This window comes from Mycolicibacterium arenosum, assembly GCF_024320865.1.
Classification (GTDB): domain Bacteria; phylum Actinomycetota; class Actinomycetes; order Mycobacteriales; family Mycobacteriaceae; genus Mycobacterium; species Mycobacterium arenosum.
This window is the reverse complement of sequence record NZ_JANDBD010000006.1, coordinates 175,648-200,629: the sequence shown is the minus strand read 5'-3', so window position 1 is coordinate 200,629 and position 24,982 is coordinate 175,648. Positions and strand designations below refer to the sequence as shown.

At 68.5% G+C, this 24,982-nt stretch carries 20 protein-coding genes; 7 read left to right on the top strand and 13 right to left on the bottom strand.

Features of this window, described 5'->3' with window-relative positions; translation table 11 throughout:
* Positions 1 to 22: 22 nt before the first annotated feature.
* Positions 23 to 1,024: a LacI family DNA-binding transcriptional regulator gene (locus NM203_RS16215; RefSeq protein WP_255061037.1), complete on the top strand. Its 1,002-nt coding sequence runs from the start codon at positions 23 to 25 to the stop codon at positions 1,022 to 1,024.
* Here the strand turns inward: NM203_RS16215 and NM203_RS16210 are convergent.
* The 7 genes from NM203_RS16210 to NM203_RS16180 form a co-directional block, all read right to left on the bottom strand.
* Positions 982 to 1,857 carry a glycosyltransferase family 2 protein gene (locus NM203_RS16210; RefSeq protein WP_255061036.1) on the bottom strand — a complete coding sequence of 292 codons (876 nt, stop codon included), beginning with the start codon at positions 1,855 to 1,857 and terminating at the stop codon, positions 982 to 984. The two genes, NM203_RS16215 and NM203_RS16210, sit on opposite strands and share 43 nt — an antisense overlap.
* Positions 1,854 to 2,816, bottom strand: a complete 963-nt coding sequence (locus tag NM203_RS16205; RefSeq protein WP_255061035.1) for a glycosyltransferase — start codon at positions 2,814 to 2,816, stop codon at positions 1,854 to 1,856. The genes NM203_RS16210 and NM203_RS16205 overlap by 4 nt, the downstream gene beginning before the upstream one ends.
* A complete protein-coding gene (locus NM203_RS16200) occupies positions 2,813 to 3,904 on the bottom strand; it encodes a glycosyltransferase (protein ID WP_255061034.1) in 1,092 nt (363 codons plus the stop codon). The genes NM203_RS16205 and NM203_RS16200 overlap by 4 nt, the downstream gene beginning before the upstream one ends.
* The gene (locus NM203_RS16195) at positions 3,892 to 4,602 is read right to left on the bottom strand and encodes a glycosyltransferase family 2 protein (protein ID WP_255061033.1); all 711 of its coding nucleotides are present in this window, start codon (positions 4,600 to 4,602) and stop codon (positions 3,892 to 3,894) included. The genes NM203_RS16200 and NM203_RS16195 overlap by 13 nt, the downstream gene beginning before the upstream one ends.
* A gap of 5 nt (positions 4,603 to 4,607) precedes the next feature.
* On the bottom strand, positions 4,608 to 5,984 hold the full coding sequence (locus NM203_RS16190) for a PIG-L family deacetylase (RefSeq protein WP_255061032.1): 1,377 nt from the start codon (positions 5,982 to 5,984) through the stop codon (positions 4,608 to 4,610).
* Between the two features lie 110 nt (positions 5,985 to 6,094).
* Positions 6,095 to 6,847 carry an ANTAR domain-containing response regulator gene (locus NM203_RS16185; RefSeq protein WP_255061031.1) on the bottom strand — a complete coding sequence of 251 codons (753 nt, stop codon included), beginning with the start codon at positions 6,845 to 6,847 and terminating at the stop codon, positions 6,095 to 6,097.
* 7 nt (positions 6,848 to 6,854) lie between these two features.
* Entirely contained in the window at positions 6,855 to 7,424 is a 570-nt protein-coding gene (locus NM203_RS16180) for a hypothetical protein (RefSeq protein WP_255061030.1), read from the bottom strand.
* Between the two features lie 184 nt (positions 7,425 to 7,608).
* On the opposite strand from NM203_RS16180, the gene qcrB reads away from it, so the two are divergent.
* A complete protein-coding gene (qcrB, locus tag NM203_RS16175) occupies positions 7,609 to 9,327 on the top strand; it encodes a cytochrome bc1 complex cytochrome b subunit (RefSeq protein ID WP_255061029.1) in 1,719 nt (572 codons plus the stop codon).
* Here qcrB and NM203_RS16170 read toward each other — a convergent pair.
* From NM203_RS16170 to NM203_RS16145, 6 genes are read right to left on the bottom strand one after another with little or no spacing between them, the layout of a single operon-like run.
* Positions 9,321 to 10,106: a TauD/TfdA dioxygenase family protein gene (locus NM203_RS16170; protein WP_255061028.1), complete on the bottom strand. Its 786-nt coding sequence runs from the start codon at positions 10,104 to 10,106 to the stop codon at positions 9,321 to 9,323. The genes qcrB and NM203_RS16170 overlap by 7 nt on opposite strands.
* On the bottom strand, positions 10,088 to 11,149 hold the full coding sequence (locus tag NM203_RS16165; RefSeq protein ID WP_255061027.1) for a D-alanine--D-alanine ligase family protein: 1,062 nt from the start codon (positions 11,147 to 11,149) through the stop codon (positions 10,088 to 10,090). The genes NM203_RS16170 and NM203_RS16165 overlap by 19 nt, the downstream gene beginning before the upstream one ends.
* Position 11,150: 1 nt before the next feature.
* Entirely contained in the window at positions 11,151 to 12,452 is a 1,302-nt protein-coding gene (locus NM203_RS16160; RefSeq protein WP_255061026.1) for an ATP-grasp domain-containing protein, read from the bottom strand.
* Positions 12,449 to 13,291, bottom strand: a complete 843-nt coding sequence (locus NM203_RS16155) for an O-methyltransferase (RefSeq protein WP_255061025.1) — start codon at positions 13,289 to 13,291, stop codon at positions 12,449 to 12,451. The genes NM203_RS16160 and NM203_RS16155 overlap by 4 nt, the downstream gene beginning before the upstream one ends.
* On the bottom strand, positions 13,284 to 14,510 hold the full coding sequence (locus NM203_RS16150; protein ID WP_255061024.1) for a sedoheptulose 7-phosphate cyclase: 1,227 nt from the start codon (positions 14,508 to 14,510) through the stop codon (positions 13,284 to 13,286). The genes NM203_RS16155 and NM203_RS16150 overlap by 8 nt, the downstream gene beginning before the upstream one ends.
* 24 nt (positions 14,511 to 14,534) lie before the next feature.
* Positions 14,535 to 15,194, bottom strand: a complete 660-nt coding sequence (locus NM203_RS16145; RefSeq protein WP_255061023.1) for an HAD family hydrolase — start codon at positions 15,192 to 15,194, stop codon at positions 14,535 to 14,537.
* 160 nt (positions 15,195 to 15,354) lie between these two features.
* Between NM203_RS16145 and NM203_RS16140 the strand changes: the two genes are divergently transcribed.
* From NM203_RS16140 to NM203_RS16120, 5 genes are all read left to right on the top strand, one after another.
* Positions 15,355 to 15,969 carry a TetR/AcrR family transcriptional regulator gene (locus NM203_RS16140; protein WP_255061022.1) on the top strand — a complete coding sequence of 205 codons (615 nt, stop codon included), beginning with the start codon at positions 15,355 to 15,357 and terminating at the stop codon, positions 15,967 to 15,969.
* Positions 15,970 to 16,120: 151 nt separating this feature from the next.
* The gene (locus NM203_RS16135) at positions 16,121 to 17,860 is read left to right on the top strand and encodes an NAD(P)/FAD-dependent oxidoreductase (protein WP_255061021.1); all 1,740 of its coding nucleotides are present in this window, start codon (positions 16,121 to 16,123) and stop codon (positions 17,858 to 17,860) included.
* A 5-nt stretch (positions 17,861 to 17,865) separates the two neighbouring features.
* On the top strand, positions 17,866 to 23,295 hold the full coding sequence (locus NM203_RS16130) for a type I polyketide synthase (RefSeq protein WP_255061020.1): 5,430 nt from the start codon (positions 17,866 to 17,868) through the stop codon (positions 23,293 to 23,295).
* Positions 23,292 to 24,140: an ABC transporter ATP-binding protein gene (locus NM203_RS16125; RefSeq protein ID WP_255061019.1), complete on the top strand. Its 849-nt coding sequence runs from the start codon at positions 23,292 to 23,294 to the stop codon at positions 24,138 to 24,140. Before NM203_RS16130 ends, NM203_RS16125 begins: the two co-directional genes overlap by 4 nt.
* Positions 24,137 to 24,979 (top strand): ABC transporter permease, encoded by an 843-nt coding sequence (locus tag NM203_RS16120; RefSeq protein ID WP_255061018.1) that lies wholly within the window; start codon positions 24,137 to 24,139, stop codon positions 24,977 to 24,979. Before NM203_RS16125 ends, NM203_RS16120 begins: the two co-directional genes overlap by 4 nt.
* Positions 24,980 to 24,982 lie beyond the last annotated feature (3 nt).

The window sequence follows — 24,982 nt, the reverse complement described above, 5'->3', positions numbered from 1 at the left end:
CGGACGAGCAGAGGGGGCGCAGATGGCAGCGGGGATCCGTGACGTCGCCGCCGCCGCGTCGGTATCGGTGGGGACCGTGTCCAACGTCCTGAACGCCCCGCACAAGGTCGCCCCGGCCACCGTCGAGCGCGTGCACGCCGCCATCGACAGGCTGGGCTTCGTCCGCAACGACGCGGCCAGGCAACTCCGGGCGCAACGGTCCCGCTGCGTGGCGCTCATCGTGCTCGACATCGGGAACCCCTTCTTCACCGACGTCGCCCGCGGCGCGGAACGCCGTGCCTCGGAACTCGATCTGACCGTGCTGTTCGGGACGTCCGACGACGACGCCGCGCGCGAACGCTCCTACCTCGACGCCTTCGACGAACAGCGGGTGTTCGGGCTGCTGGTCTCCCCCGTCAGCGAGGACCTGAGCCGGATGATCACGCTGCACGCCCGCGGAACCCCCGTCGTGCTGGTCGACAGGGACGCCGCGGGTACGCCGTTCTCCTCGGTCGCCGTCGACGACGTCGCCGGTGGTCGGCTCGCCGCGGAGCACCTCTGCTCGACGGGCCGGCGCCGACTGGCGTTCGTCGGCGGGCCGCGGACGCTGCGGCAGGTGCGCGATCGGCTGCAGGGCGCTCAGTCGGCGGTCGCCGAGTGCGCGGGCGCGAGCCTCGAGGTCATCGACACCGACGAGCTCAGCGTGCTCGCAGGCCGCTCGGCGGGAGAGGGGCTGCAGGCGCGGGCTCCCGAGGAGCGGCCGGACGCCGTGTTCTGCGCCAACGACCTCCTCGCCATCGGGGTCCTTCAGGCGCTGACGCTGATGGGCGACGTGCACGTGCCGCGCGACATCGCGCTGATCGGTTACGACGACATCGACTTCGCTCGCTCCGCGGTGGTGCCGCTCTCGTCGATTCGGCAGCCGAGCACGCAACTCGGCACGGCGGCAATCGATCTCCTCGCGGCGGTCTCCGAGGGCGCGGAGCCGCAACGCATCGTGTATCAGCCGGAGCTGGTCGTCAGGGCGTCGACGACGGTGCCGTAGCGCCGTTTCAGGTTCGGAGATCGGACGATCTCGTCGCCCCGCCGTTCGACCAGCCCGCGCTCCTCGAAGGCATCCAGCCAGCCGGTCATGGGCCACCTGCCCCACCGCCTGCGGAAGATCGCGGCGTTGCGCACGATCGCGTCGAGGTGTTCGACGGGCGGATCCGACACGGGGTGGTGTTGGTGGTACGCGTACGCGCCGCCGACCCACAGGAACGGGATTCCCGCGGCCGCGGCCGTCGCGGCGAAGTCGGTGTCCTCGGCTCCGTATCCGACGTAGTCCTCGCAGAATCCGCCGATCCGCTGCCACGTGCGGGCTCCGACCGCGAAAGACAGTGACCAGAACAGGTTGTAGTCGTCTGCGGGTAGCAGTGTTCCGGGTTCGGGGTCGGGACGCGCCGGGTGCGGCCGGCCGAGACCGGCCAGCGTCGCGAGCCGGTACCCGGACTCCGGGGCGGGCGGCAGGTAGGTGACGGGTCCGCTCAGGACCGCACCGAACCCGCTGTCGTGGTGGGCATCTCGGTAGCGGCTCAACAGCTCCGGGGCGGGTAGGCAGTCGACGTCGAGGAAGACCAGCAGCTGCGCACCTCGCTGCAGCGCCCAGTCGGCTCCCCTGTTCCGCGCCGCCGCCAGCGGTAGCCCGTCGGCGGTGCCCGCGTGATGCACTACCGCACAGCGGGTTCCGGCGGCCGCGGCTGCGTCCGCGTCGTCGATCGCCACCACGCAGCGCAGTTCGGGAGCGACGGTGGACAGCCGCCACGCCTCGGACTGCAGGGCCAGGTGCTGATGCCGGCCGTGGACGACGGTGATCACCGCCGTGCGCGGAACACTCACGCCGCCAGCACCTCGGCGGCGCGCGCCGCGGCACCGCGCACCTCCATCGACTCCCAGCGCCGGTCCAGGGCGAAGGCGCGTGCGACCACCGCGGGCCAGCGGTCGGCGGCCGGCCACTCGGGCAGCGTGACGGCGAGGCCGGCCCGGCCGATGGCGTCGGCGGTGGCGTGCTGCTCGCCGAACGGGCGGTCCTGAGCGATGACGACGGCGGCGGCCCCCGACAGCGCGACGTCCGCCAGCGCGCTCTGACCGGCATGCGTCACGACGACGTCGGCGGTGCTCAACATCGGCCACACGTCCTCGACCCACGCCGACCCGCCGCCGACGGCCTGCCACCGAAGGTCCGGTGTCGCCTGCCGAAGCTGATCCAGGGCGTCGTCCGGCATATCGGTTCCGCCGGCTCCGGCCAGGAGTAATCCGCCGCCGATCCGCTCCGCGTGGCGAGCGCGTCCGTCGAAGCGGCTGATGCTGCCGACGTAGTGGGTGCGGGTGTCGTGGCGGCTCAGCCAGCGCGGCTCGTACGTGCGCGCCGACCACGGTGCCAGGATCTGGTCGGCGACGTCGTAGCCCAACTGGTGGGCGGCGTCGTCTCGCCGACCGGGTTGCGCCACAACCGTCACCGGGAACCCGGCGAGTCGGCACAGCAGCGTGACCTCGACCGAGCAGTCCACGACAACCCTTCTCGGGGAGTGCTCGGCGAGCGCGTCGAGGATGCGTGACGACCTGTCCGCCAACCCTTTAACGTGCACCGGAGCCCAGTGCAGCCGACCGTTCGCGGTGACGTCGAGCGCGGAGTCGTCGACGTCCATCGGCAGTCGCACCCATCGGTCGACGTCCCTCAGGGCCTCGGGCGGCGGGAGCGAGGAGAGGAACACCACCGGTTCGTCCACCCGTTCGGCGATGGCCATCGCCCGCATCAGATGACCGCGGCCGTGGTGGTGCACGTAGTAGGCGATCACGCCAACTCCCTGCGCATCCGGCGGGCCGCCCACGTGTCGGTGAGTTCGCGGAGGAGTTGCTCGTAGCCGTCGAGCATCTGATTCCAGTGCAGTGTTCGGCGCGCGTGCGCCGCGACGAACGCCCGATCCACTCGCACCGCCTCGTCGACGGCGGCGGCGAGGCCCGCGGTCACGTCGCCGCCGGGGTCGACGAGCCTGCCGCCGGGTCCTGTGACGACCTCGGGCAGGCCGCCGCGGCGGATGCCGGCGACGGGGGTTCCGCACATCTGGGACTCGGCGGCGACCAGACAGAACGGCTCCTCCCAGCGCGGGGTGACCAGGGTAGCCGCACTGCTGCCGTAGAGCGCCGCGACGTCGGGCCCCGCCAGCGGGCCGAGGTAGCGCACGGTTCCGCCCAGCATCGGCCGGATCACGGCGTCGAACCAGTCGGGATCGCTGACGGGACCGGCCAATCGGAGTCCGCGGCCGGCGCGGTGCGCCGCCCGGATCGCCAGGTCGGCGCCCTTCTCGGGAGTGAGTCGCCCGACCCAGGCGAGATCGGGGCCTCCGGTCGACAGCGGCAGCGGCTCGGGGTCGACGCCGTTGAGGATGACGCGACTCGACACCCGGCCGGCCCACTGTGCTCGCAGCGCGTCGCTCACCGCGACGAAGTGGCCGCTGTCGGCGGCCAGCCAGGCGCCGAGTTCCATCCACGGGAACGGTGGCGTGTGCAGCGTGGTGAGCACCGGGACGTCCAGGACGGGACCGAACGCGAGCGGCAGCTGGTGCAGGCTCTCGTTGAGCACCGCGTCGACGTCGTCGCGGCGCACCAGATCGCGCATCGCCGCGAGGTAGACGAACTGGTCGTGCATGAACTGCGGCTCGGGGAGGTTGGGGTCGGCGGACGCCACGTCCGACAGCGGGGGCAGCCGGGGCATCGGGTGGAACCGGTCGGCGATCGACGCGTCGCTGCCCGTCAGGGCGTGCAACTCGACGTGGTGGCCGCGCATGCGCAGACCCCGCGTCAGATCGGCGGTGAAGCGTTCCAGTCCACCGGCGAACGGCTCGACGACGGGATGGTGTGAGGGGCCGAGGATCACGAGGCGCACGATGCGTCTCCTGTGTCGAGCCCCGCGATGTAGCTGGCGAATCCACCGTCCACCCGCGACGCGTCGCGACCCGACGTCGTCACCGACGTCCGATGAGTCGCCACCCACCTCGGGGTGATGGCCCGGACCCGCGTCACGATGTCGAGGTCCTCGTGCACCGCGACGTCCGCGAAGCCGCCTGCGGCCAGGTAGGTACTCAGCCGCAGTCCGAGATTCGCGCCGTGCACGTGCGAATGCCCCTCGCCCAGAACGTGATTGCGGTGCCACCGACTGTCACGGGCGGGATCCAGACCCGCTGGCGTCACGGTGCCGACCACCATGTCGACACCCGCCGCGGCGAAGCCCACCTGACCGGTCAGCCAGGTGTCGGGCACCTCGGTGTCGGCGTCGGTGTTGGCGAGCCACACGTCGCCGGCGGAGATCCCCCGTCGTCGGACGTGCCGGTGAGCCCGCAACGCCCCGAGGCGCCGCGCCGAACCGACCCGGCCCGCATCGCTGCGCAGGGTGGACGCACCGTGCGCCGACGCCACCGCAGCGGTGCCGTCCGTGCAGCGGTCCAGCACCACGAAGACGTCGGCGGTGACGTTCGGGTGATCGCGCTGCAAACGGTGCACCGCCGCGTCCAGACGCTGGAGGCACACCGCGATGGTCCGCTCCTCGTTGCGCGCCGGGACCACCACCGCAACGTGCCTGGGCACCCCGCTCACCGGTGCGCCCCGTACACCGAAACCGGTTGGCCCCACACGTCGATGACGAGGTCGACATCCTCGTAGTGCGCGCGCAGCGGTAGGTCGAGCATGGCCGCGGCCTGCTGCTGCACCGTCTCGCCGTCCAGTGGGATGTTCTCGGTCGGGCCGCGCCAGTTGGCCACGACGAGTTCGCCGTCGGGCCGCAGGCGCCTGCGCAGGGCACGCAGGGTCGTCAGCAGGTCGACGCCGTCGAGGAAGTAGCCGATTTCGGACATCACGATCAGGTCGTAGTCCCCGTCGGGGATGTCCCGTGGTGCGGCACCGAGCACCCAGCGCACGGCGTCGCTGCGCTCCTTCGCCACCCGCAGCGCCGCCGCACTCGCGTCGAGCGCGACGACCTCAGCAGCCCGATCGCACAGCCTTGTCGCCAGCTGACCTGTGGCGCAGCCGATCTCGAGCACGCGTCCGTAGCGTTCGCGTCCAAGGCAGGCCGCGACCAGCTCGAGTCGGCGCCGCTCGTACACCGAGCCGTCGAACTGCCACGGATCGTCGTCGCCGGTGTCGTACATCTCCTCGAAGGGGCGCGCCACCTCGCTTCTGCCCCGGCTCGACTCGGCGACGTCGTCGGCCACGCGGCCGGCCAGTCCGGGCGGAAGCGGGACGATCACGGTTTCGGCGACCCGCCGGGCACGCGCGAGGACGCCGGATCCGACGATGGGATGGCCGTCGGCGGAGACGAGTTGGCTTCGGTGGCAGTCGATCGCGTCGCGCTTGGCCTGCAGCGCTCGCAGTGACGGCGCGAGCGTGCGCAGTCGTGACCAGTCGAGGTCCGCCGGAGTGGCCCAGTGCCACAACCACACCGGATAGAGGAGCAGCGCCGCCGACCGGTCGAGCGCAACGGCCTCGGCGGCACGCGCCACCGCCTCGTGGTCGGAGTGCCCGTCGCACTCCACGGGGGCGAACAGCAGCGTCGACTCGTCCACCAGTTCCGCCAACCCGGCGCGCAACGCGTCCTGCGCGTCGGCCAGCCCGCCGTCGGGAAGATCCCACCAGATCACCTCGATGCGGGTGCTCAGCGTGCGTACCGCCCGGTCGCCCTCGCGGCGGCGCACCGTCCCGCCCGGTGATCCGCCTCCGTGGGTGGCCACCACCACAGTCACCGCGACGCCCGCGTCGGCGAGGTCGGCGAGCGTCGCGCCGAGTGCCAGGCTCTCGTCATCGGGATGTGGCGCGACCAGGACGACGCTGGCGTACCTGCGGAGCAGTGCCGCCGTGTCCAACCGCGGCACGTCGTCCCACTCGGCGCTCATCAGCCACGTCGGTTCATCGGTCCCACCGTCGCGGTGGGTGAACGGTCTGGCGCGCACAACAGCGTCCGGCAACGACGACATGGGACGACTCCGCTGGTCTCGGGTCGGTCACCCGCGGGGCTGGCGGGGGGTCCGAATGGCTTCGTGGTACCCCAGTCGGCGCGCTTGAATCCGCCGGCCGCGGCTGTCGGCTACTCGGCGGGTAGCTCGCCCGTCCCGGCGACGGTCTCGGCGATGTCCACCAACTTGCGGTTGTGCACCTGGGACGCCCGTTTGAGCACGTCGAAGGCCTGCTCGGCGGTGATGTGGTGACGGCACATCAGCACCCCCTTGGCCTGCCCGATCAGGTCCCGGCTCGCGATGGCGCGTTGCATCTGCTCGGCCCGCTGCGCCTCGAGCAGCGCGAGTGCCGCGTGGGTGGCGTACAACTCCGCCAGCCGACGCGCGTTCCCGTCGAACGCCGCGGGCGATCCCGCGTACAGGCTGAGCGATCCCAGCCGCCGCTCATCCACCCACAGCGGCACGCACAGCATGGAGTGGACTCCCAGTTCCACCGCAGCATGCGCGAACTCGGGCCAACGGGTGTCCGTCCGCATGTCGGTCACCTCGATCGTGTCCTGCTCGCGGGAGGCGTCGATACACGGGCCGGTGCCGTTGCGCTGTTGCAGCGCGTCCAGCTTCGGCGGGGCAGCGCCGATGGTGGCCTGCGGCTGAAAGTTTCTTCCTATCAACAGGTTCAGTCCGGCGTGGTCGGCCGCGGGCACGGCCACCGTGGCCGAGGTCAGGATGGCCTCGAGCGTGACGGCCAGGCTCGGATCGTTGACGTGCAGGGCGCGGCACAGCACGTGCAGCGCTCCGAAGGTCACGTCGTCGAGCACGTCGAGACCGTCCAACTCCGACAGCGCGGCGACCATGTGCTGATCCTCGTACTCCATCTGAGTCATCGCCGCCTCACCCGGCGTACAACCGGGCCGGCGGCAACGCCTGCAACCCGCCCCCGCAGTTCGACGCGGCGAATCGCAGAGCGGCGTCCTCGGTCTCATCGCCGAGGATCAGCCGACCGATGTCGGTGAATCGCGAGACCGCGCTGGCGATGAGGAAGTCCACTCGGTCGCCGGACGCCACGTCCGCGTCGGACTCGGCGACGCGCGCCCCGAACACCACCGGTTTCACCCCCGCGAGGTAGAGCCAGAGCGACGAGTACAGCCCGCCCTGCGCCGAGCGGGAGACGACGGCGTGATGCCACGGGATCCCGTCGAGCGAGGACGCCAGCAGGAAGTCCTGGTCCTCGTCGGGACCGTAGGCGTCCGGCACCTTGATCGACACCGTCCGTGCGACGTCCTCGCCAGCGGGCGGCCCGAAGCGGACGAGCGCGGGCACGACGCGGCCGGCCTGCAGCAGCGTGGCGCCACTCGGTACCGGCGCACCCGCGTCGATGACCAGTTCGGCCTCGAACAGGCGTCCCGGACCGCGGAACAGGTCCCCGGTGATTCCGCAGGCGGCCTCTATCGACGATCTCACCGATGACAACACGTTCGCGGCATTCACGGCTTCGGTAGTTCCCAGCCGAGACGAAACCCAATCAGCACCGTCTCGGTGGGGTGAATCTGACCGACTGGTGACGTCACGGCGATTCGCCTGGCACGAGGTGGTGCGGCGCTGTCGTGACGCGCATGCTGGCCATAGGTTTGGAGGAGTAGCCCACATGAGCTCGAGTTCGCCCTCGATCGCGGCCCGCCAGGGCAACGCGATCGACTCCCGGTATCACCCGTCGGCGGCAGTACGTCGACAGCTGAACAAGGTCTTCCCGACGCACTGGTCCTTCCTGCTCGGCGAGGTCGCGCTGTACAGCTTCATCGTGTTGCTGATCACCGGCGTCTACCTGACCCTGTTCTTCGACCCGTCGATGGCCGAGGTCACTTATCACGGTGTCTATCAGCCGCTTAACGGTGTGCAGATGTCGAAGGCCTACGCCTCGACACTCGACATCAGCTTCGAGGTGCGCGGCGGCCTGTTCGTTCGCCAGGTCCACCACTGGGCGGCGCTGCTGTTCGCGGCGTCGATCATGGTGCACCTCGCGCGCATCTTCTTCACCGGCGCGTTCCGACGACCGCGAGAGGCCAACTGGGTCATCGGCTCGCTGCTGCTGATCCTGGCGATGTTCGAGGGCTTCTTCGGCTACTCGCTTCCCGACGACCTGCTGTCGGGCACCGGAATCCGGGCGGCGCTGTCGTCGATCACCCTCGGCATTCCCGTCGTGGGCACGTGGCTGCACTGGGCGCTGTTCGGCGGCGAGTTCCCCTGTGGCGATCTCGGCAACCAGTGCTCCGAAGCGGGTTATCTGATGCCGCGCCTCTACGCGCTGCACATCCTGCTGATCCCCGGGATCATCCTGGCGCTGATCGGCGCACACCTCGCGCTCGTCTGGTTCCAGAAGCACACCCAGTTCCCCGGCCCCGGCCGCACCGAGCACAACGTCGTCGGCGTCCGCGTGATGCCGGTGTTCGCCGTGAAATCGGGTGCCTTCTTCGCGATGACCCTCGGCGTGCTCGGCCTGATGGGCGGCCTGCTCCAGATCAACCCGATCTGGCAGTTGGGTCCGTACAAGCCGTCTCAGGTGTCCGCGGGAAGCCAACCGGACTTCTACATGATGTGGACCGACGGGCTGATCCGGCTGTGGCCGGCGTGGGAGCTCTACATCGGCAACTACACCGTCCCGGCGGCGGTGGCCGTCGCGCTCATCATGGGCCTGGTTTTCACGCTGCTCATCGCGTGGCCGTTCATGGAGAAGAAGTTCACCGGCGACGACGCCCACCACAATCTCCTGCAACGGCCGCGTGACGCACCGGTCAGGACCGGGATCGGCGCCATGGCGATCTCGTTCTACATCGTGCTCACCTTCAGCGCGATGAACGACATCATCGCCTACAAGTTCCACGTGTCCTTGAATGCGACGACCTGGATCGGCCGCATCGGCATGGTGGTGCTGCCCGCGATCGTCTACTACATCACCTACCGGTGGGCTATCGCCCTGCAGCGCAGCGACCGCGCGGTGCTCGAGCACGGCATCGAGACCGGCATTCTGAAGCGGCTGCCGCACGGTGCCTACATCGAGCTGCACCAGCCGCTCGGCCCGGTCGACGAGCACGGCCATCCGATCCCCCTGGACTACCAGGGTGCGGCGCTGCCGAAGCGGATGAACAAGCTGGGCTCAGGCGGTACGACCGGTACCGGCAGCTTCCTGTTCGCCGATCCCGCGACCGAGAGCGATGCGTTGAGTGAGGCCGCGCACGCCGCCGAGCGCAGGGCGATCGTCGCTCTGAAGGAGTATCAGGACGGCGAAAGCTCGAACGGCAACGGGTCCAACGGCAACGGCCACAACGGGAACGGGTCGAACGGGAACAGGTCGAACGGGTCTCACTGACCGCGAGGGAGGGCGGCCTCGGCCACCATGCCGCGATGCATGGTGCGCCGGCCGACCACTCCCGAGTGATCGGCCCTGTGCATGACGCATCTGTTGTCCCACATCACGACGTCACCGGGGGCCCACTTGTGGGCGAGGACGTTGTCGGGACGAGTCGAGTGCTCGAACAGGTAGTGGATCACCGCCCGTGCCTGCCGCTCCCCCAGCCCGCTCACCGACGCACAGCGGTCGGGCGTGGTCAGATACAGCGACGTGCGGCCGGTGATCGGGTGGTCGCGGAACACCGGATGCCGCGCCGACCTCTCGTCGCCGGCGTCCAGCTCGACACCGGTGACGACGTGTTCGATGCACCGACCGACGAGGTCCCGCCAGAGTTCGTCGGACAGCGTGTCGTGCGCCCGGTACTGGTTCGAGAAGAGCGTGCGGCCACCGCGTTCGGGCACCTCCACGGCACGCAACGCCGTGTAGGCCGGCGGTTTTCGGACATAGCTGGTGTCCACGTGGAACGACGACCGCGGAGGTGTCGTGCGGCCGACGTTCGTGACGAGGTTCAGATCCGGATGGCCGTCGACAGGCGTCTCGCCCTTGGTGAAGACGAGATCACCGAAGCTCCGCAGGAATCTGGTGAAGGCCTCGTCGTCGACGTGCTGGCCGCGCATGACGAGCACTCCGTGCTCAGCGAGAAGACACTGCAACTCCCGCACTCGTCGCCGGGGCAACTCGTCGACGGTCACTCCGTCGACGGTCGCACCGAGTGGTTTCAGTGGTGTGACGCGCACGCCGGGGTTCCCTCCTCCGAATCCAGTTCAGCCAGCGCATCGGCGAACAGCCGATCCACCGGAGTTCCTGCCGCCGCAGCCATCACGGCGATGACGCTCGACGCGGAAAACGAGCAGTACAGGCCGGCCTCGAGGAACCACGGGTTCCCCGCCGGGTCGATGCGGAAGTCGAAGAGACTGTAGTGCCTGCACCCGAGCGCGACGTGGCACCTCCGGGCCAACGCCCAGACGCGTTCGGTCACGGGATCGTCGGCAGGGACGATCCACGCGTGCTCGGCGTCCTTGGCGACCAGGTAGAGGTCATCGGCGGCGGAGCGGGCCAGTTTGTCGTCGCGACCGCGAATGGGCTTGGTCGCAGGGTCGATCGCGTACTCCTCCAGCGGCAGGCATATCAGCTCACCGTGCCGAACGACGATGCCGCAACGGACTTCCCGGCCGGCCTCGACGTAGGTTTCGACGAGGGCGGCCGAACTGAAGGCCAACGCGCGTCGAACCGCGTCACCGTACTCCGCGGCATCGCGCACCAGCGAGACGCCGTCGGAGTTGTCGGCGTCCGACGGTTTCACCACGACGGGGTACGGCACGTCGATGGGACGGTCATCGCGAACGGTCCTGCCCGCGGGGACGGGAACGCCTGCCGCAGCGACGATGTCGCGCGTCCTCGCCTTGTCGGCGGTCGCGGCCATCACCGATCCGCGGTTGCCCACGTAGGGGATCTCCAGCGCGTCGAACATCGATCGGTACGTCGTCATCCCCGGCAGACAGAACATCTGCGGCACCACCACGTCGACACCGAGTGCCGCGATCCGCGACATCGCCTCGGACGCGTCCATCGGCGGCGCCGCCGTCAGCGCCGCTGCGGAGAGATCGGCGGGGAATCGCCACTGCCCGTCCGGAGACACGTACGCCACCGTGGTCCGGTAGCGCATCGGATCACGTACTGCGGACAGGCAACCGTCGGCGTACAGCCGAGACAGTTCGGCGTGGAACTCGTCGACGGGAGACCCGACGAGGTGGAGGACGGAACGCAGCCGGGCCGACACGTCAGTCCCCGCCCGACTCGACGAGTTTGCCGATGTTGAAGTCGATTCGCGTCCAAGTGCCGCCGCGCCGCAGGTTGCGCCACAGCAGCGACGGAATCTGCAGATGGTGAACGGCGAGGAACGGCAGCGGATCCCACCGGCTGAAGATCGCGTCGGTGCCGCGCACGATCGTGGCGATCCGGCGGCGCCGGTTCGGCTGCGTCACGAGTCGCCACAGTTCGTGGTAGATCCAGTACGTCGGCCGTGCCGACGGAGTCGGCGTGATCATCCGGTGGCCGTCCTCCAGGTAGGCCGCGGCAACCTCGGGATGGTCGTAGAACATGGTGATCGCGGAGTGCGTTCGCGGATTGCACTCGATCGCGTACGGGTGCCCGTCGTCGCCTTCGATGAAGTCGAACGACAGCTGGCCGGTGACGGGGAAGCCGGCGACGAAACGCTGTACCCAGTCCAGGATCTCGGGCTTGTCGATCTGCTCGTAGTTGATCTGGAACGCCGAGGACTCGCAGCACGCGTAGACCTGCAGCCGACCCTCGCGCACCGTCCCGTGCGTGCAGTACTCCTGGCCGGCGATGAACTCCTGAAGTATCCACGGGTCGTCGGCGGTCATGCCCAGCGTCCGCGCGAACGCGACGTTGCGCTCCGGGGTATCCCTCGACAGCGGGGTCAGGTCCATCCGACCCACCGGGTTGTACGCGATGCGCTTGAGGATGTAGCTTCGCCCTTCTGGGAAGTCGAACTCCTCGATCTGCCTCGGATCGGTGATGCGGTGCGAGTCGGGTACCCGCAGTCCCAATGACCGTGCCATGTCGGAGAACTCGGCCTTGTCGTCGAGCCTGCGAACCGTCGCGGCGTCGACGTGCACCACCTCGCACACCCCGTCCAGGAGCCGGCCGGCGTCGGCGTCGGGCACGCTGGACGCCGGGCTGGAGACGGGCACGTAGACGTTGGCGCGCTCAGCACGCGCGATCTCGAGCAGCGCCTCGCCGTAGCCCGGCGCGGTGGGTTCCGGCACGACGTGGAAGGCGTCGACGGCGCGGGAGAAACGGTGGCCGGTGAACCGGTACTTGGCCGACTCGACGAGGACGACGCGGTGGCCGGCGGAGTGGAACGACCGAGCGAGTTGCAGTGCCTTGGTCATCTTGCCGCCGCTGATGAGCACGGTGCGCCTCGCCGACGGCGCGCGACTCCAGGCGGGCTCCGGTGTCGTGGCCGCCTGTGCGATCGCCACCGCCGCGAGGTTGATCGGGGCGGCGACGCAGAGTCCGGCGAGCGCCAGCAGCGTACGCCCGGCGGCGAGTTTCACGGCGATGCGCGTCGGATCAGCGTGACACCGTCGCGCAGCGGCAACAGGACCTGTTCGACGCGGGGATCGTCGGCGACCGCCGTGTTGAATGCGGCGATGGCCGCGCCGTTTCCCGTTACGCCCTCACCCGTGTACGGCTGCCCCTGCATCAGCGTGTTGTCCACGGCGATCACCGCATCCGGCGCGAGTAACGCGCTGTTCAGCAGCAGGTCGAGATAGCCCGCGTAGCCGGCCTTGTCCGCGTCGATGAAGACGAAGTCGAACGGCGGCGTCTCGGGATCCGACGCCAGCCTGCGCAGCGTGTCCAGTGCCGGGCCGACCTCGATGCGGATGCGGTCACCCGCCGGTGAGTCGTCGAAGCAACCCCGAGCGAACGCCGCAACCTCCGGATCGATCTCGCAGGCCGTCACCGTGCCGCCCTCGGGGACCGCCTCGGCCATGGCCAGTGCGGAGTAGCCGGTGAACATCCCCACCTCGAGGACCCGGCGGGCCCCCGCGAGTCGGATCAGGAACTTCAGCGCCTGACCTTCGACGTGGCCGGACAACATCTCCTGTTCCAGGGTGCCCGACGAGTGCGTGACCCAGTCGGTGTCGCGCGTGCGCTGCGCCAGCCGGGCGAGTGCCGGCGATTCGCTCGTGGTGCACCGATCGAGGTAGGGGTCGAGGCCCCCGGCGAGGTCGCGCGCCCGCCGCAACTTGTCCAGCAGCGTTGCGGGCACACCTCCCCACGCCTCGAGTTCAGCGCAGACGTCGACGAGTTCGGCGGCCACGATGGTCGTCGGCGTCACCGGGCGCGGTGGTGGCAGTCGCGTCGCCTGCCGGCCTGCGGCCTCAGGCATGACCGTCGGCGGGTGTCACGGGAGCGAACACGTCGACGCCGTCACCACCGCGGTCGAATTCGAGACACACCTTCTTGTGCAGTGTCAACGCGTCCGCGAGTTCCTCCACGGTGACGTCGTTGAGGAACCGGCATCGCCCGATGGGATCCGGCACGGCCGCGCGCAGCAGTCCGTCGCGCGTCTTGAGAATGGACGCGGTGGCATCGGCCAGCAGGTCCGCCGTCAGGTAGTCGCTGTCAAGGGACAGCCCGAGTGCGCTCATCACGTTCAGCACCCGATCCCGGTCCCCCACCGACAGCAGCCCGCGCTGCTCGGCGAGCGTCGTCGACAACGCCATGTCGATGCTTATCGCGTGGCCGTGGAAGAACGGCGCGGGCGGGGTCAGCTCCAGCGTCGGACTCCAGGTGTGGCCGAACGCGATGACCCGGTCGAGGTCGATCTCGTGCAGGTTGGGTGACTCGAGCTCGAGCATGGTCGCGATCGCCTGGTACGTCAGCCGGTCCGCGACCCGGCGCAGCTCGTCGGACCCGTCGAGGTGCCCGAACCTGGTCCGCAGCAGATCGGGTCCGTGTGCTTCGAGCAGGCCGAAGATCTCGGAGTTACCGACCACGGCGATCTTGATCAGCTCCGCCATCCCGTTGCGCACCTGATCCTCGGGGAGGGTGCCCAGGAAGGAGAAGTCGAGGAACACCTTCTGCGACGCGTGGTAGGCGCCGAGGCGGTTCTTGTGCTTCCCGTAGTTGACGGCGACCTTGATCGACACGCTGGCGTCGATCAGTCCGATCAACGTGGTGGGGATCCTGATGTACGGAGTGTTCCTGCGGTAGCTCGCACAGGCGTAACCCGCGACGTCCGTGGTCAATCCGCCGCCGACGACGAGGACCGGTTCGGTCCGCACCAGACCGAACGCGTCGAACTCGCCGACGATCCGTTCGAACGTCTCCAGCGACTTCGCGGTCTCGCGAATCTGGATCGGCACCACCGTCAGCGCGATGTCGTGGTGTCGGAAGTAGGCGCGAATCGAGTTGCCGTAGATCTCGTACACGGTCTCGTCGACGACCATCAGGGCTCGTCCGTAGGGTCGGTAGCAGTCGGCGAGTGCGCTTTCGCCGATGTCGAAGATCCCTTCGACATAGAGCAGGTCGTAGTCGATCCTCTCGTACCCCTCGACGTGAAATGCTCTGTCGTACTGGGTCACACGGGCTTGCATGGTGCTCATCGGTGGTCTCCTGGAGGTTCGGGGTCAGGACCGGGACAGCTCGACGACGTGATCGGCGTCGAGTGCCTCGACGGTCTCGACCGCGGCACTGAAGTCGCCGGAGGAGGTGTTCTGGTTCGGGAAGGCGATGCAGGTGATGCCGGCCTCGACCGCTGCCGTCACACCGCCCACGTTGTCCTCGATCGCGACGGCGGTGCCGGCATCCTCTCCGAGTCGCTCGAGCGCGAACAGGTACGAGGCGGGCGCGGGCTTCGGCTCGTCGACCGACGAGCTGTCCACGACGACGTCGAACTCACCGGCGTCGATGTTCAGCGCCGTGAGCAGTGCGGCGACGTTGGCGGTGGACGTCGTGGTGACGAGACCGAGTTTCCCTCCGTCCCGCTTGGCACGCGCCATGGTGTCGACGACCCCCGGCCGGGGCGTGACCCCCTGGTCGGCCAGTAGGTCCTGGAAGATCGCGGACTTGGTGGCGTGGATCTGCGCCGCGTCGACGTCGTCACCGCGGGACGCGGCGAAGTCGGCGACACGCTGCGCGCCGCCGTTTGAGCCGAGCATCTTGGTGTAGTCCGCACGCGACCACTCCCAGTCGAGGCCGTGTGCCGCGAAGGCCTCGTTGAAGGCACGTCGTTGCAGCTCAGAGGTGTCGGCGAGGGTGCTTATGGAGCCGAAGAGGATTGCGGGCACGGGATGACCTTTCGGGAGCGGGGGGCTGGTAGGGCGCCGAATCCCCCGTTCAGTAGTGGTCTAAACGCACATTTTTGCACTTTACTGACACTATTGAACCAGATGTTCATTAGATAACTTCTGATGCGTTGACGGCCCGCGACGGTGAGGAGGTGCCGATGTGACACCTCCCGACCGTTCGGAGGACGCGACAGAGGACGCCCGTGTCGGCCGCACCCGCGCCGACGTGTCACGCGCGGCGTTCCAGATCCTCACCACCGAAGGCGCGGACGCCCTGACGCATGCCCACGTCGCCGAGGTCGCGGGCTACTCCAAGACGACGCTGTACACCCACTGGCCGGCACGGGTGGAACTGCTCATCCTGGCCCTGGACGGCCTCGGCGACATGCCACACCGAGAGCCCACCGGCGACCTGCGCGCCGACTTGATCGGCGAACTGCAGATGTTCCGGCAGGCGGTGACCGAGTTCCGCCTGGACCAGATCCTCTCGGTGATGGCGCAGTGGGCTTCCGTCGACGAGATGGCGCAGATCCGCGACCGCATCAACACCGACGCACAGCGGCCGATTCGCGGCATGCTCAGTACGGCGTTCGCCGGCCCGGAACTGGAGGCCGCCGTCTCCATGCTCGCCGGTTCCGTCGCCTGCCCGACGCTGATGTTCGGGTCGCTTCCGGACGACGACGTCCTCGCCGCCGCGGTGGATGTGCTCTTACGAGGTGTGCCGTCGAAGCGAGGGCGATCCACGCGGCCCGATTCCAAAACCGCCGAGACGTAAGGAATTCGTCATCATTCGGTAGCTCCCCGGTGCGACTTGCGACTCCACTGGCGGTCGCTGGATTGCGTGTTACTTTCAAATCTGAAGGGACTCCTTCGACCTCAGGACGAGGAAGGGCAGGCGCGTGGACGTACGAGCGCAGTTGTCACAGATGGATACCGAGACGCGACAGGCCCTCGCGGAAAGCATCAAGCGCCGCCTGGCCGAATCGACGCCGCCGGAGGTCGCCACCGATCACGACGTCAGCATCGTCGGCGGTGGCGTCGCCGCGATGACCCTCGCGCTGGAACTGCACCGCGCACGCCCCGGCACGCGGATCCAGATCATCGACCCCAATCCCCACCCCGTGGCCGAGGTCACGCACACGGTCGGCGAGTCGACCGTTGAGGTCTCCGCGATGTACCTCGGGGAGCGACTCGGCCTGACCGATCATCTGCAGACTGCCCAGCTCCGCAAAATGGGTCTGCGAATGTTCTTCTCACACAACGGGAATACCGACATCGCCCAGCGGGTGGAGCTCGGGGGCTCGGTGTTCGTCCCCCAGCCCACCTACCAGATCGACCGCGGCAGGTTGGAGAACGAACTGCACCGGCGCTGTGTCGCCGCCGGTGTCGACGTCGTCACCGGACGCGTCAGGTCGGTGGACCTCGGTGCTCGAGACGGCGAGCACACCCTCTCGATTCAGCGCGGGGAGGACGTGACGCACACGACGGCCCGCTGGGTGGTCGACGCGTCCGGCCGGAACCGCACGCTGCCACGCGAACTCGACCTCAAGCGGGCCAACGGCCATGACTGCAATGCCGCCTGGCTACGGATCGCGACCGAGATCGACGTGGGCCGCTGGACCGATGATCCGGCCTGGCACTCGCGTCTGGTCGAGGGCGACCGGGCCTTCTCCACCAATCACCTGATGGGCGAGGGCTACTGGGTGTGGCTCATCCGGCTCGCGTCCGGCGCGACGAGCGTCGGCATCGTCGCCGACCCGAAGTTCCACGCCTTCAACGACTTCAACACTCTGGAACGCGCCAGAGCGTGGCTTCGCAAGCACGAACCGCAGTGCGCCGACGTGCTCGACGCGCACGAGGACCTGATCCGGGACTTCCGGGTCATGAAGCGGTACAGCCACACCGCGGCGCAGGTGTACGACGGCGACCGGCGCTGGTGCGTGACGGGTGATGCGGGCATCTTCCTCGACCCGCTGTACTCCTCCGGGCTGGATCTCGTCGCGATCGGGAACGGACTCATCACCGATCTGGTCATCCGCGACCTCGACGGCGAGAACGTCACCGCCCGTGCCGGAATCAGCGACTCGCTCTTCCGATCGCTGACCGACATGTGGGTCGCCATCTACCGCGACCAGTACGTCCTGATGGGCTCGCCCACGGTCATGTCGGCCAAGGTCATCTGGGACATCGCCTTCTACTGGGGCTTCGTGGGTTTCCTGTACAGCAACGATCGGTTCGTCACCGTCGCCGACGATCCCCAGGTGGTGCCCCACCTGCAGGGACTCATCGACCTCAGCAATCGCATGCAGGCGTTCTTCCGCGAATGGGCCGCGGTCGACGTGGACGACTCCTCGGGTCGTTTCGTCGACCTGTTCGCGCCGCTGAACTTCATGATGACGCTGCACGTCGCGATGATGGGACGGTCGGACACGTTCACCGAGCAGTTCGAGGCGAATGCGCGGCTGTTGCGCCAGATCGCCGGCCAGGTGATCGAGACGGTCCTGGCCGATAAGTCGTCGAACTTCTCAGACGACGACGTCATCCGGCAGGTTCAGGCGTGGCAACGGGATTCGCTGTTGCGGGACCTCCGCTCGATCTACCGCAACGAGCAGTCGACCAATCCCATCACCGAGGATTGGATCCTGAGTCCAGTACCGGCGCAGTGAGTCCGATGACTGGCCGCGAGCCGTTGGCGATCGTCGGTATCGGCTGCCGCCTACCCGGTGACGTCACGTCGGCGGACGACTACTGGGACCTGCTGTGCAGCGCGACCGATGCGACCAGGACGGTCCCCGAAACCCGATGGAATGCCGAACGATTCCACGACCCCGGTGCGAGCAAGGCCGGCAAGATGTCGACTCGTCGCGGCGGATACCTCTCCGAGATCGACACGTTCGACGCGCAGTTCTTCGGCATCTCGCCGCGCGAGGCGAACCTGCTGGACCCACAGCAACGCCTCCTGCTGCACACCACGTGGGAGGCTCTGGAGGACGGCGGCCTGCCCGCCGACGAGCTGGCGGGTACCGAGGTCGGCGTGTTCATCGGCGGCTTCACGCTCGACTACCAACTGTTGCAGAATCAAGGGCGTACGAGTCGTTTCCGGTTCAAGACGCACTCCGCCACCGGAATGATGATGACGATGCTGGCGAATCGCGTCTCGTTCGCCTTCGACTTCCGCGGGCCGAGCATGGCGATCGACACGGCGTGCTCCAGTTCGCTCGTCGCAGTTCACCTGGCCGCACAGAGCATCTGGAACGGCGAGTGCGCGCTGGCGCTGGCGGGCGGGGTGAACGTCATCGTCGGGCCGAACACCGCCATCGCCGAATCCAAGAGCGGGTTCCTCAGCCCCGACGGCCGATGCAAGGCCTTCGACGAATCCGCTGACGGTTACGCCCGCGCGGAAGGCGGCGCCGTCGTCGTCATCAAGCCGGTGTCGCAGGCGCTGCGTGACGGTGATCGGATCTACGCCCAGATTCTGGGCTCGGCGGTGACCCAGGACGGGCACACCGACGGCATCACGGTGCCCAGCGAGGACGCGCAGAAGTCGGCGATCGTCGAGGCGCTGCGAAAGGCCGGGGTGTCCGCGACCGAGGTCGGCTACGTCGAGGCGCACGGCACCGGAACGCCGGTGGGTGACCCGATCGAGGTGCGCGCACTCGCGGGCGCACTGGCGGCCGATCGTCCCGCCACCGCCCCCCTGCTCATCGGGTCGGTGAAGACGAACATCGGTCACCTCGAGGCGGGCGCCGGGGTCGCCGGTCTGATCAAGGCGGCGTTGGTGCTGAAACACGGGCACATCCCCGCGCACCTGAATCTCGAGAACCCCAGCAGCCGAATCCCCTTCGCGGAGCTCAACGTCGACGTCCCGCGCACCGGACGTCCCTTCCCCGGTGTGGGACGTCGGATCGCGGGAGTCAACTCCTTCGGCTTCGGCGGGACCAACGCTCACGTCGTGCTCGCCGAGCCGCCCGCGCCCGCCGAGGGCCCCCGGTCACCGTCCGAGCCGCCGCTCGCGCTCCTGCCCATCTCGGCGCGAAGCGAGGAGGCCCTGGTCGCGGTCGCGCAGCAGCTGGTCGAGCACGTGGGCACCCACGATGAGCTCACCCTCCCCGATCTGGCGTACAACCTCAGCCAGCGTCGCGCGCATCTCAACCACCGGCGCACCCTCGTCGCGACGAGCCTCGACGACGCACGGGAGCAACTCGAATCCCTTGCCGCCGGCGCCGGGCAGGTGTCCGCGGGCCGCTTGACGGGCACCGGCACGAAGCTCGCGTTCGTGTGCACCGGCATGGGCCCGCAGTGGTGGCGGATGTGCCGGGGTCTGCTGGACGCGTATCCAGCCTTCACGGAGAGCATTCAGCGCAGCGATCGCGAGTTGTCCCGCTACGCGGACTGGTCGCTACTCGACGAACTCACCCGCGACGAGGCGAGCTCACGCATGGCGGAAACGGAGATCGCGCAGCCCGCCAACTTCGCCGTCCAGGTCGCGCTGGCCGAGCAGCTGGCGCACTACGGCATCGCCCCCGACGCCGTCATCGGGCACAGCGCGGGCGAGGTGGCCGCACATCACCTGGCCGGACTGCTGACGTTCGAGCAGGCGATTCACGTGATCTACCACCGCAGCCGGCTGCAGCAGCGAACGAGCGGCATGGGACGGATGCTCGCGGTCGGACTCAATTCCGAAACGCTGATGCGGACCATCGACCGCGGATCTCTCGACGAGTTCGGCCGACGGGTGTCCGTCGCGGCGATCAACAGCCCCAACGCGGTGACGATCGCCGGCGACGGCGACGTGCTCGACGACATCGCCCGCCAGTTGGACGAAGCGGACGTCTTCAACCGCTACCTCGTCGGCAAGGTCCCGTACCACACGCACTACATGGATCTCGTGAAGGACGACCTGCACACCGCATTCGCGGGGCTGTCGTCGTCGGCGGCGAAACTCCCGCTGTACTCCACCGTGACCGGTGAGCAGCTGACCGGATACCCCGACGGGGCCGCGTACTGGTGGCAGAACACCCGTGCCACGGTGCTTTTCGAACCCGCTGTCCGCCGGATGCTGGAGGACGGCTACACGCACTTCGTGGAGTTGGGCCCGCATCCCGTACTGGCGCCGTCGATTCTCGAGACCGCCGGCTCGCAGACCGTGACGGTCGTGCCGGCGCAGCGCCGCAACGACGACGACAGCCGCACGCTGCTGAATTGCGTTGGCACATTGCACAGCAACGGGTTCGACGTCGACTGGCGGACGTTGAATCCGCGAACCGAACTGGTCGCGCTCCCGTCGTACCCCTGGCAGGCCAAGCGGTTCTGGAACGAACCGCCCGAGGCGACAGAGGATCTGCACTACCACCCCGTCCATCCGCTGCTGGGGCAACCGGTGAGCGGCGTCCACCTCGCCTGGGAGGTCGAGCTCAGCACGACGGCGATTCCGTTTCTGGCCGACCACCGGGTCCAGGGCAGCGTCGTGGTACCGGGAGCCGTGTTCCTCGAGATGGCCATGGCCGCTGCCACGGAGACCTACGGATCGCGCCACGGTGTCGCCGACCTGGTGCTGCACCGCGCCCTGATCCTCGACGACACCTGCGACCCCATCGTGCGGACCACCCTCAACGAGGACAGGGGCACCGTGGAGTTCGCTGCCTTCACCCCGACGGGTGACGGGGACTTCGCCTGGACGCTGACGGCGACGGCGGAACTGACCACGCTCCCACCGATACCGAACCGGCCCGCCGCTCCGACGGATTCGACGTCAGCGAGTTCGATGCACGGCGAGGACTTCTACAGCCGCACTCGCGACATCGGCTTCGATTACGGTGATGCCTTCCAGACCGTCTCCCGCATCGTCGCCGGAAGCGGTTGGGCGACAGCTGAAATCACCGTTCCCGTCGCGATCGTGGACGACCTCGGCGACTTCGGCTTCCACCCGGCGCTCATCGACGGCGCCTTCCAGACGCTGTTCGGCACGACCTTCACCGACGACGGCGGGGGTGCCGGCACCTACGTGCCCAGCAGGATCCGGCATGTCGCGGTGTACGGCCCGCCCGAGAAGGACATGACCGTCCACGTCACGGTCGGGTCGGCCACCGCGGAGCAGATCGAGTGCGATATCAGCATCGCGAATGAACTCGGCGAACCGCTCGTCATCATCGACGGCTTCACGGTGCAATCGCTGAGCGCCACCTCGGCGCTGTCGACTCAGCGAATCGACAAGGGCCTCTACGAGATGCAGTGGATCAGCCAGCCCGACGTCGAGCGGGAAGCACCCGAGAACGGTGCCGAGAGCCGGGCCTGGCTGGTGCTCGCCGACAGTGCCGGATTCGGCCATCTCGTCGCGACACAGTTGCGCAGCCGCGGCCACCGCGTCGAGGAGGTGACCCACGAGACCGTCGATTCGCCCGGGCCCGAGTGGTTTCGGCATCGGCTCGAGTCGCTCCTGCAGACCGAAGGCGACCTCGCAGGCATCGTCGACTGTTGGCCCCTCGACATCGCCGAAGCCGGGGACCGAGTCGGTGTGTTCGCGATCCTGAACCTGGTCAAGGCGCTCGTCGACCTCGACGCCAAGTCTCGACTGCACCTGGTCACCGCGAACGCGCAACCCGCGCTCGCCACCGAGTCGTGCGCGGCGGACCAGTCCGCCGTATGGGGGCTGGGCCGCGTCATCGGCCATCAGGAGTTCGCCGACTGCTGGGGTGGGCTCATCGACATCGACGGCGCCGACGATCTCGCCCGGACAGCGGACCGCGTCAGCAGACACGTTCTCGACGAGTTCGCCGAGGACCAGATCGCCATCCGCGGCGATGAGACGCTGGTTCCACGCCTCCGGCCGTGCGCGGGCTTGACCAAGGCGTTCCCCACCAAGCTCACCGCCAACGCGACCTACGTCGTAACCGGTGGAACCGGCGCGCTGGGTCGCACGGTCGTCAGCTACCTGGCCGAGCGCGGTGCGCGGAACATCGCGCTCCTGAGCAGGCGCGCCGTACCGCCGAGATCCGAATGGGGACAGCTGGATCCGGCGCACCCGCACTACGCGACCGTGCAGACGATCGAGAGGGCGGAGCGCCTCGGCGCCGACGTCGTCTGCGCCAGTGTCGACGTCACCGACGCCGGGCAGGTCCGGGCCTGGGTGGAGGACCACTCCCGAAACGGGCGTCGCCCGATCCGCGGCGTCATCCACACCGCCGGATCCGTCGACGACCGGCTGCTCCTCAACATGAGCGAGGACGACTTCACCGCGGTGATGGGCCCTAAGATCACCGGCACCCGAGCACTGCACGACGCCCTCGCCGGGCACGCCCTCGAGTTCTTCGTCATGTTCGGGTCCGCCGGGTCGGTCGTCGCCTCGCCCGGCCAGGGCAACTACGCGGCCGCCAACGCCTTCCTCGACGCCTTCGCGCACTACCGTCGCGCGCACGGGCTGCCCGCCCTCACCATCGGGTGGGGTCCGTGGTCCGTCGGCATGGTCGAGGAGCTCAAGCTCGAGCGGATCTACGCGCAGCGGGGAATCGAGCTGATCACGCCCAGCGCGGGCGCGCGGATCCTCGACCGGTTGATCAACCAGAGCACCCCGGCGGTCGTCGCCATCACCGCCGATTGGGGCCGCGCGCGCCAGATGGGGCTGGCCGGCCAGCTGCCGCCGATGTTCTCCGAACTCGAGACCAACGAGGCGGCGGACGGCGGTACCGAATCGGGGACGTCGATACTCGACGCGCTCAGGGCCACTCCGGAAGCGGACAGGCTCGCCGCGATCGCGGGTCACCTGCTCACCACCGTCGCAACGATCTTCGACTGCGCTGTGACCGATGTCGATCCCGACGAGACTCTCGACGACGTCGGTTTGGACTCCCTGATGGCGATGGAGTTCAGGGTGCGGATCAACGCCATGTTCGGCATCGACCTGCCGGTGCTCGAGATCCTCAGGGGGGTCAGCGTCAACTCACTGGCTGCTCGGGTGCTCGCCGAGATCACGCTGCCCGACGAGGACGCGACGGTCGACCCCGAGAGCTCGGCGTTCGACGGCGATGCCGACGTCGACCGACTCATCGAGCAGATGTCGGAGACCGATTTGCGAAAGCTGCTCGCCGAACTCGAGGGACAGTGACGGGCGTACCGCAGTCGGCCGTCCACGTCCGCGGCCTGTGCAAGTCCTACGGACCATTACAGGCTGTTCGCGGGCTGGATCTCGACGTCGGCTACGGCGAGGTCGTCGCGATCCTCGGGCCCAACGGCGCGGGCAAGTCGACGACGATCGAGATCCTGGAGGGACACCGCAGGCGCGACACCGGAGACGTGCACGTCCTGGGCGAGGATCCGGGGACGGCGGACCGCCGATGGCGAGCGAGGATCGGCATCGTGCTGCAGGAGGCCAGCGATTTCGGGATGCTGACGGTGGCCGAGACCGTGCGGATGTTCTCGAAATGCTATGGCAGGACCCGAGACACCGAGCAGCTGCTCGAACTCGTCGGCCTCTCGTCGACGTCCCGTTCGCGGGTGCGCACGCTGTCCGGTGGACAACGCCGACGGCTCGACGTCGCTCTCGGCATCATCGCCGTGCCCGAATTGCTCTTCATGGACGAACCGACCACGGGGTTCGATCCCGAGGCCAGACGGCAGTTCTGGGATCTCATCAGGCTGCTGGCGAACGACGGCACGACGATTCTCCTCACGACGCACTACCTGGACGAGGCAGCCGCGTTGGCCGACCGCGTCGTCGTCATCGCCGATGGCCGAGTGGTGGCCGTGGATTCACCGGAAAGGCTGACCGCACAGGCGGCGTCGGTGGCGACGGTCCGCTGGGTGGAGGGCGGCGAAGCCCACGTGGAGCAGACCGAGCACCCCACCGAGTTGATCAGGCGGCGGTCGGCGGACGGGAGGGAGATGACCGACCTGACGGTCACCCGCCCCACCCTCGAGGATGCCTACCTGCGGCTGATCGGTAGCGCATGATGGCCACCGACGCCGTGGCGGCCCGGCACCGCACCGACTCGTCGGCGCTGCCCTCCGCACTGCGCATCGGGTTGTCGCGGGTGGTCCCCGAACTGAAGATGTTCTATCGGCGACCCGAACAGTTGATCATGACCTTCTCGTTGCCCGCGATCATCTGCATACTGCTCGGGTCGATCTTCTCGGACCGACTCCCCGGTAGTCCCACCAGCACCGGTGCCGTGATCGCGGCGAGCATGCTCGCCTACGGCATCCTCTCCACCTCGTTCATCAACCTCGGCATCAGCGTCGCGGCCGACCGCGAAACCGGTGCGCTGCGGCGCCTTCGGGGCACGCCGGCGACCGCGACGTCCTACTTCGTCGGCAAGATCGCGTTGGTCGCGATCGTCAGCCTCGCCGAGGCGATCCTGCTGCTGGTGGTCGGCGTGTGGATGTTCGATCTGCGGCTGCCCACCGGCGCCTTCGAATGGTGGACGCTCACATGGGTGTTCGCCCTGGGCATCGTGAGCTGCTCGCTGCTGGGCATTCTCATCAGCAACGTCGCGAGCAACGCGGTGTCGGCTGCCGCACTGACCAACGGGCCCGCGGTGGGGCTGCAGTTCGTGTCGGGCACGTACGTGCCGCTCGTGGTGCTGCCGGCCTGGATGCTGGCCATCGGCTCCGTCTTTCCCGTCAAGTGGATGGCTCAGGGGTTCCGATCGGTGTTGTTGCCACCGCAGATGGTGGCGTTCGAACCGGCGGGCAGCTGGGAACACTGGCGGATCTTCCTGGTGCTGTCCGCGTGGATCGTCGGCGGATTGATCGCGTGCCTCAGTGTGTTCCGCTGGTCGGATAGGAGTTGATCC

What these genes read in the sequence shown, in the direction of transcription:
- NM203_RS16130 (WP_255061020.1), top strand. Translation starts at nt 17,866, where the DNA reads ATGACTGGCCGCGAGCCGTTGGCGATCGTCGGTATCGGCTGCCGCCTA.
- NM203_RS16185 (WP_255061031.1), bottom strand. Translation starts at nt 6,847, where the DNA reads ATGACTCAGATGGAGTACGAGGATCAGCACATGGTCGCCGCGCTGTCG.
- NM203_RS16135 (WP_255061021.1), top strand. Translation starts at nt 16,121, where the DNA reads ATGGATACCGAGACGCGACAGGCCCTCGCGGAAAGCATCAAGCGCCGC.
- NM203_RS16190 (WP_255061032.1), bottom strand. Translation starts at nt 5,984, where the DNA reads ATGTCGTCGTTGCCGGACGCTGTTGTGCGCGCCAGACCGTTCACCCAC.
- NM203_RS16150 (WP_255061024.1), bottom strand. Translation starts at nt 14,510, where the DNA reads ATGAGCACCATGCAAGCCCGTGTGACCCAGTACGACAGAGCATTTCAC.
- qcrB (WP_255061029.1), top strand. Translation starts at nt 7,609, where the DNA reads ATGAGCTCGAGTTCGCCCTCGATCGCGGCCCGCCAGGGCAACGCGATC.
- NM203_RS16155 (WP_255061025.1), bottom strand. Translation starts at nt 13,291, where the DNA reads ATGCCTGAGGCCGCAGGCCGGCAGGCGACGCGACTGCCACCACCGCGC.
- NM203_RS16120 (WP_255061018.1), top strand. Translation starts at nt 24,137, where the DNA reads ATGATGGCCACCGACGCCGTGGCGGCCCGGCACCGCACCGACTCGTCG.
- NM203_RS16215 (WP_255061037.1), top strand. Translation starts at nt 23, where the DNA reads ATGGCAGCGGGGATCCGTGACGTCGCCGCCGCCGCGTCGGTATCGGTG.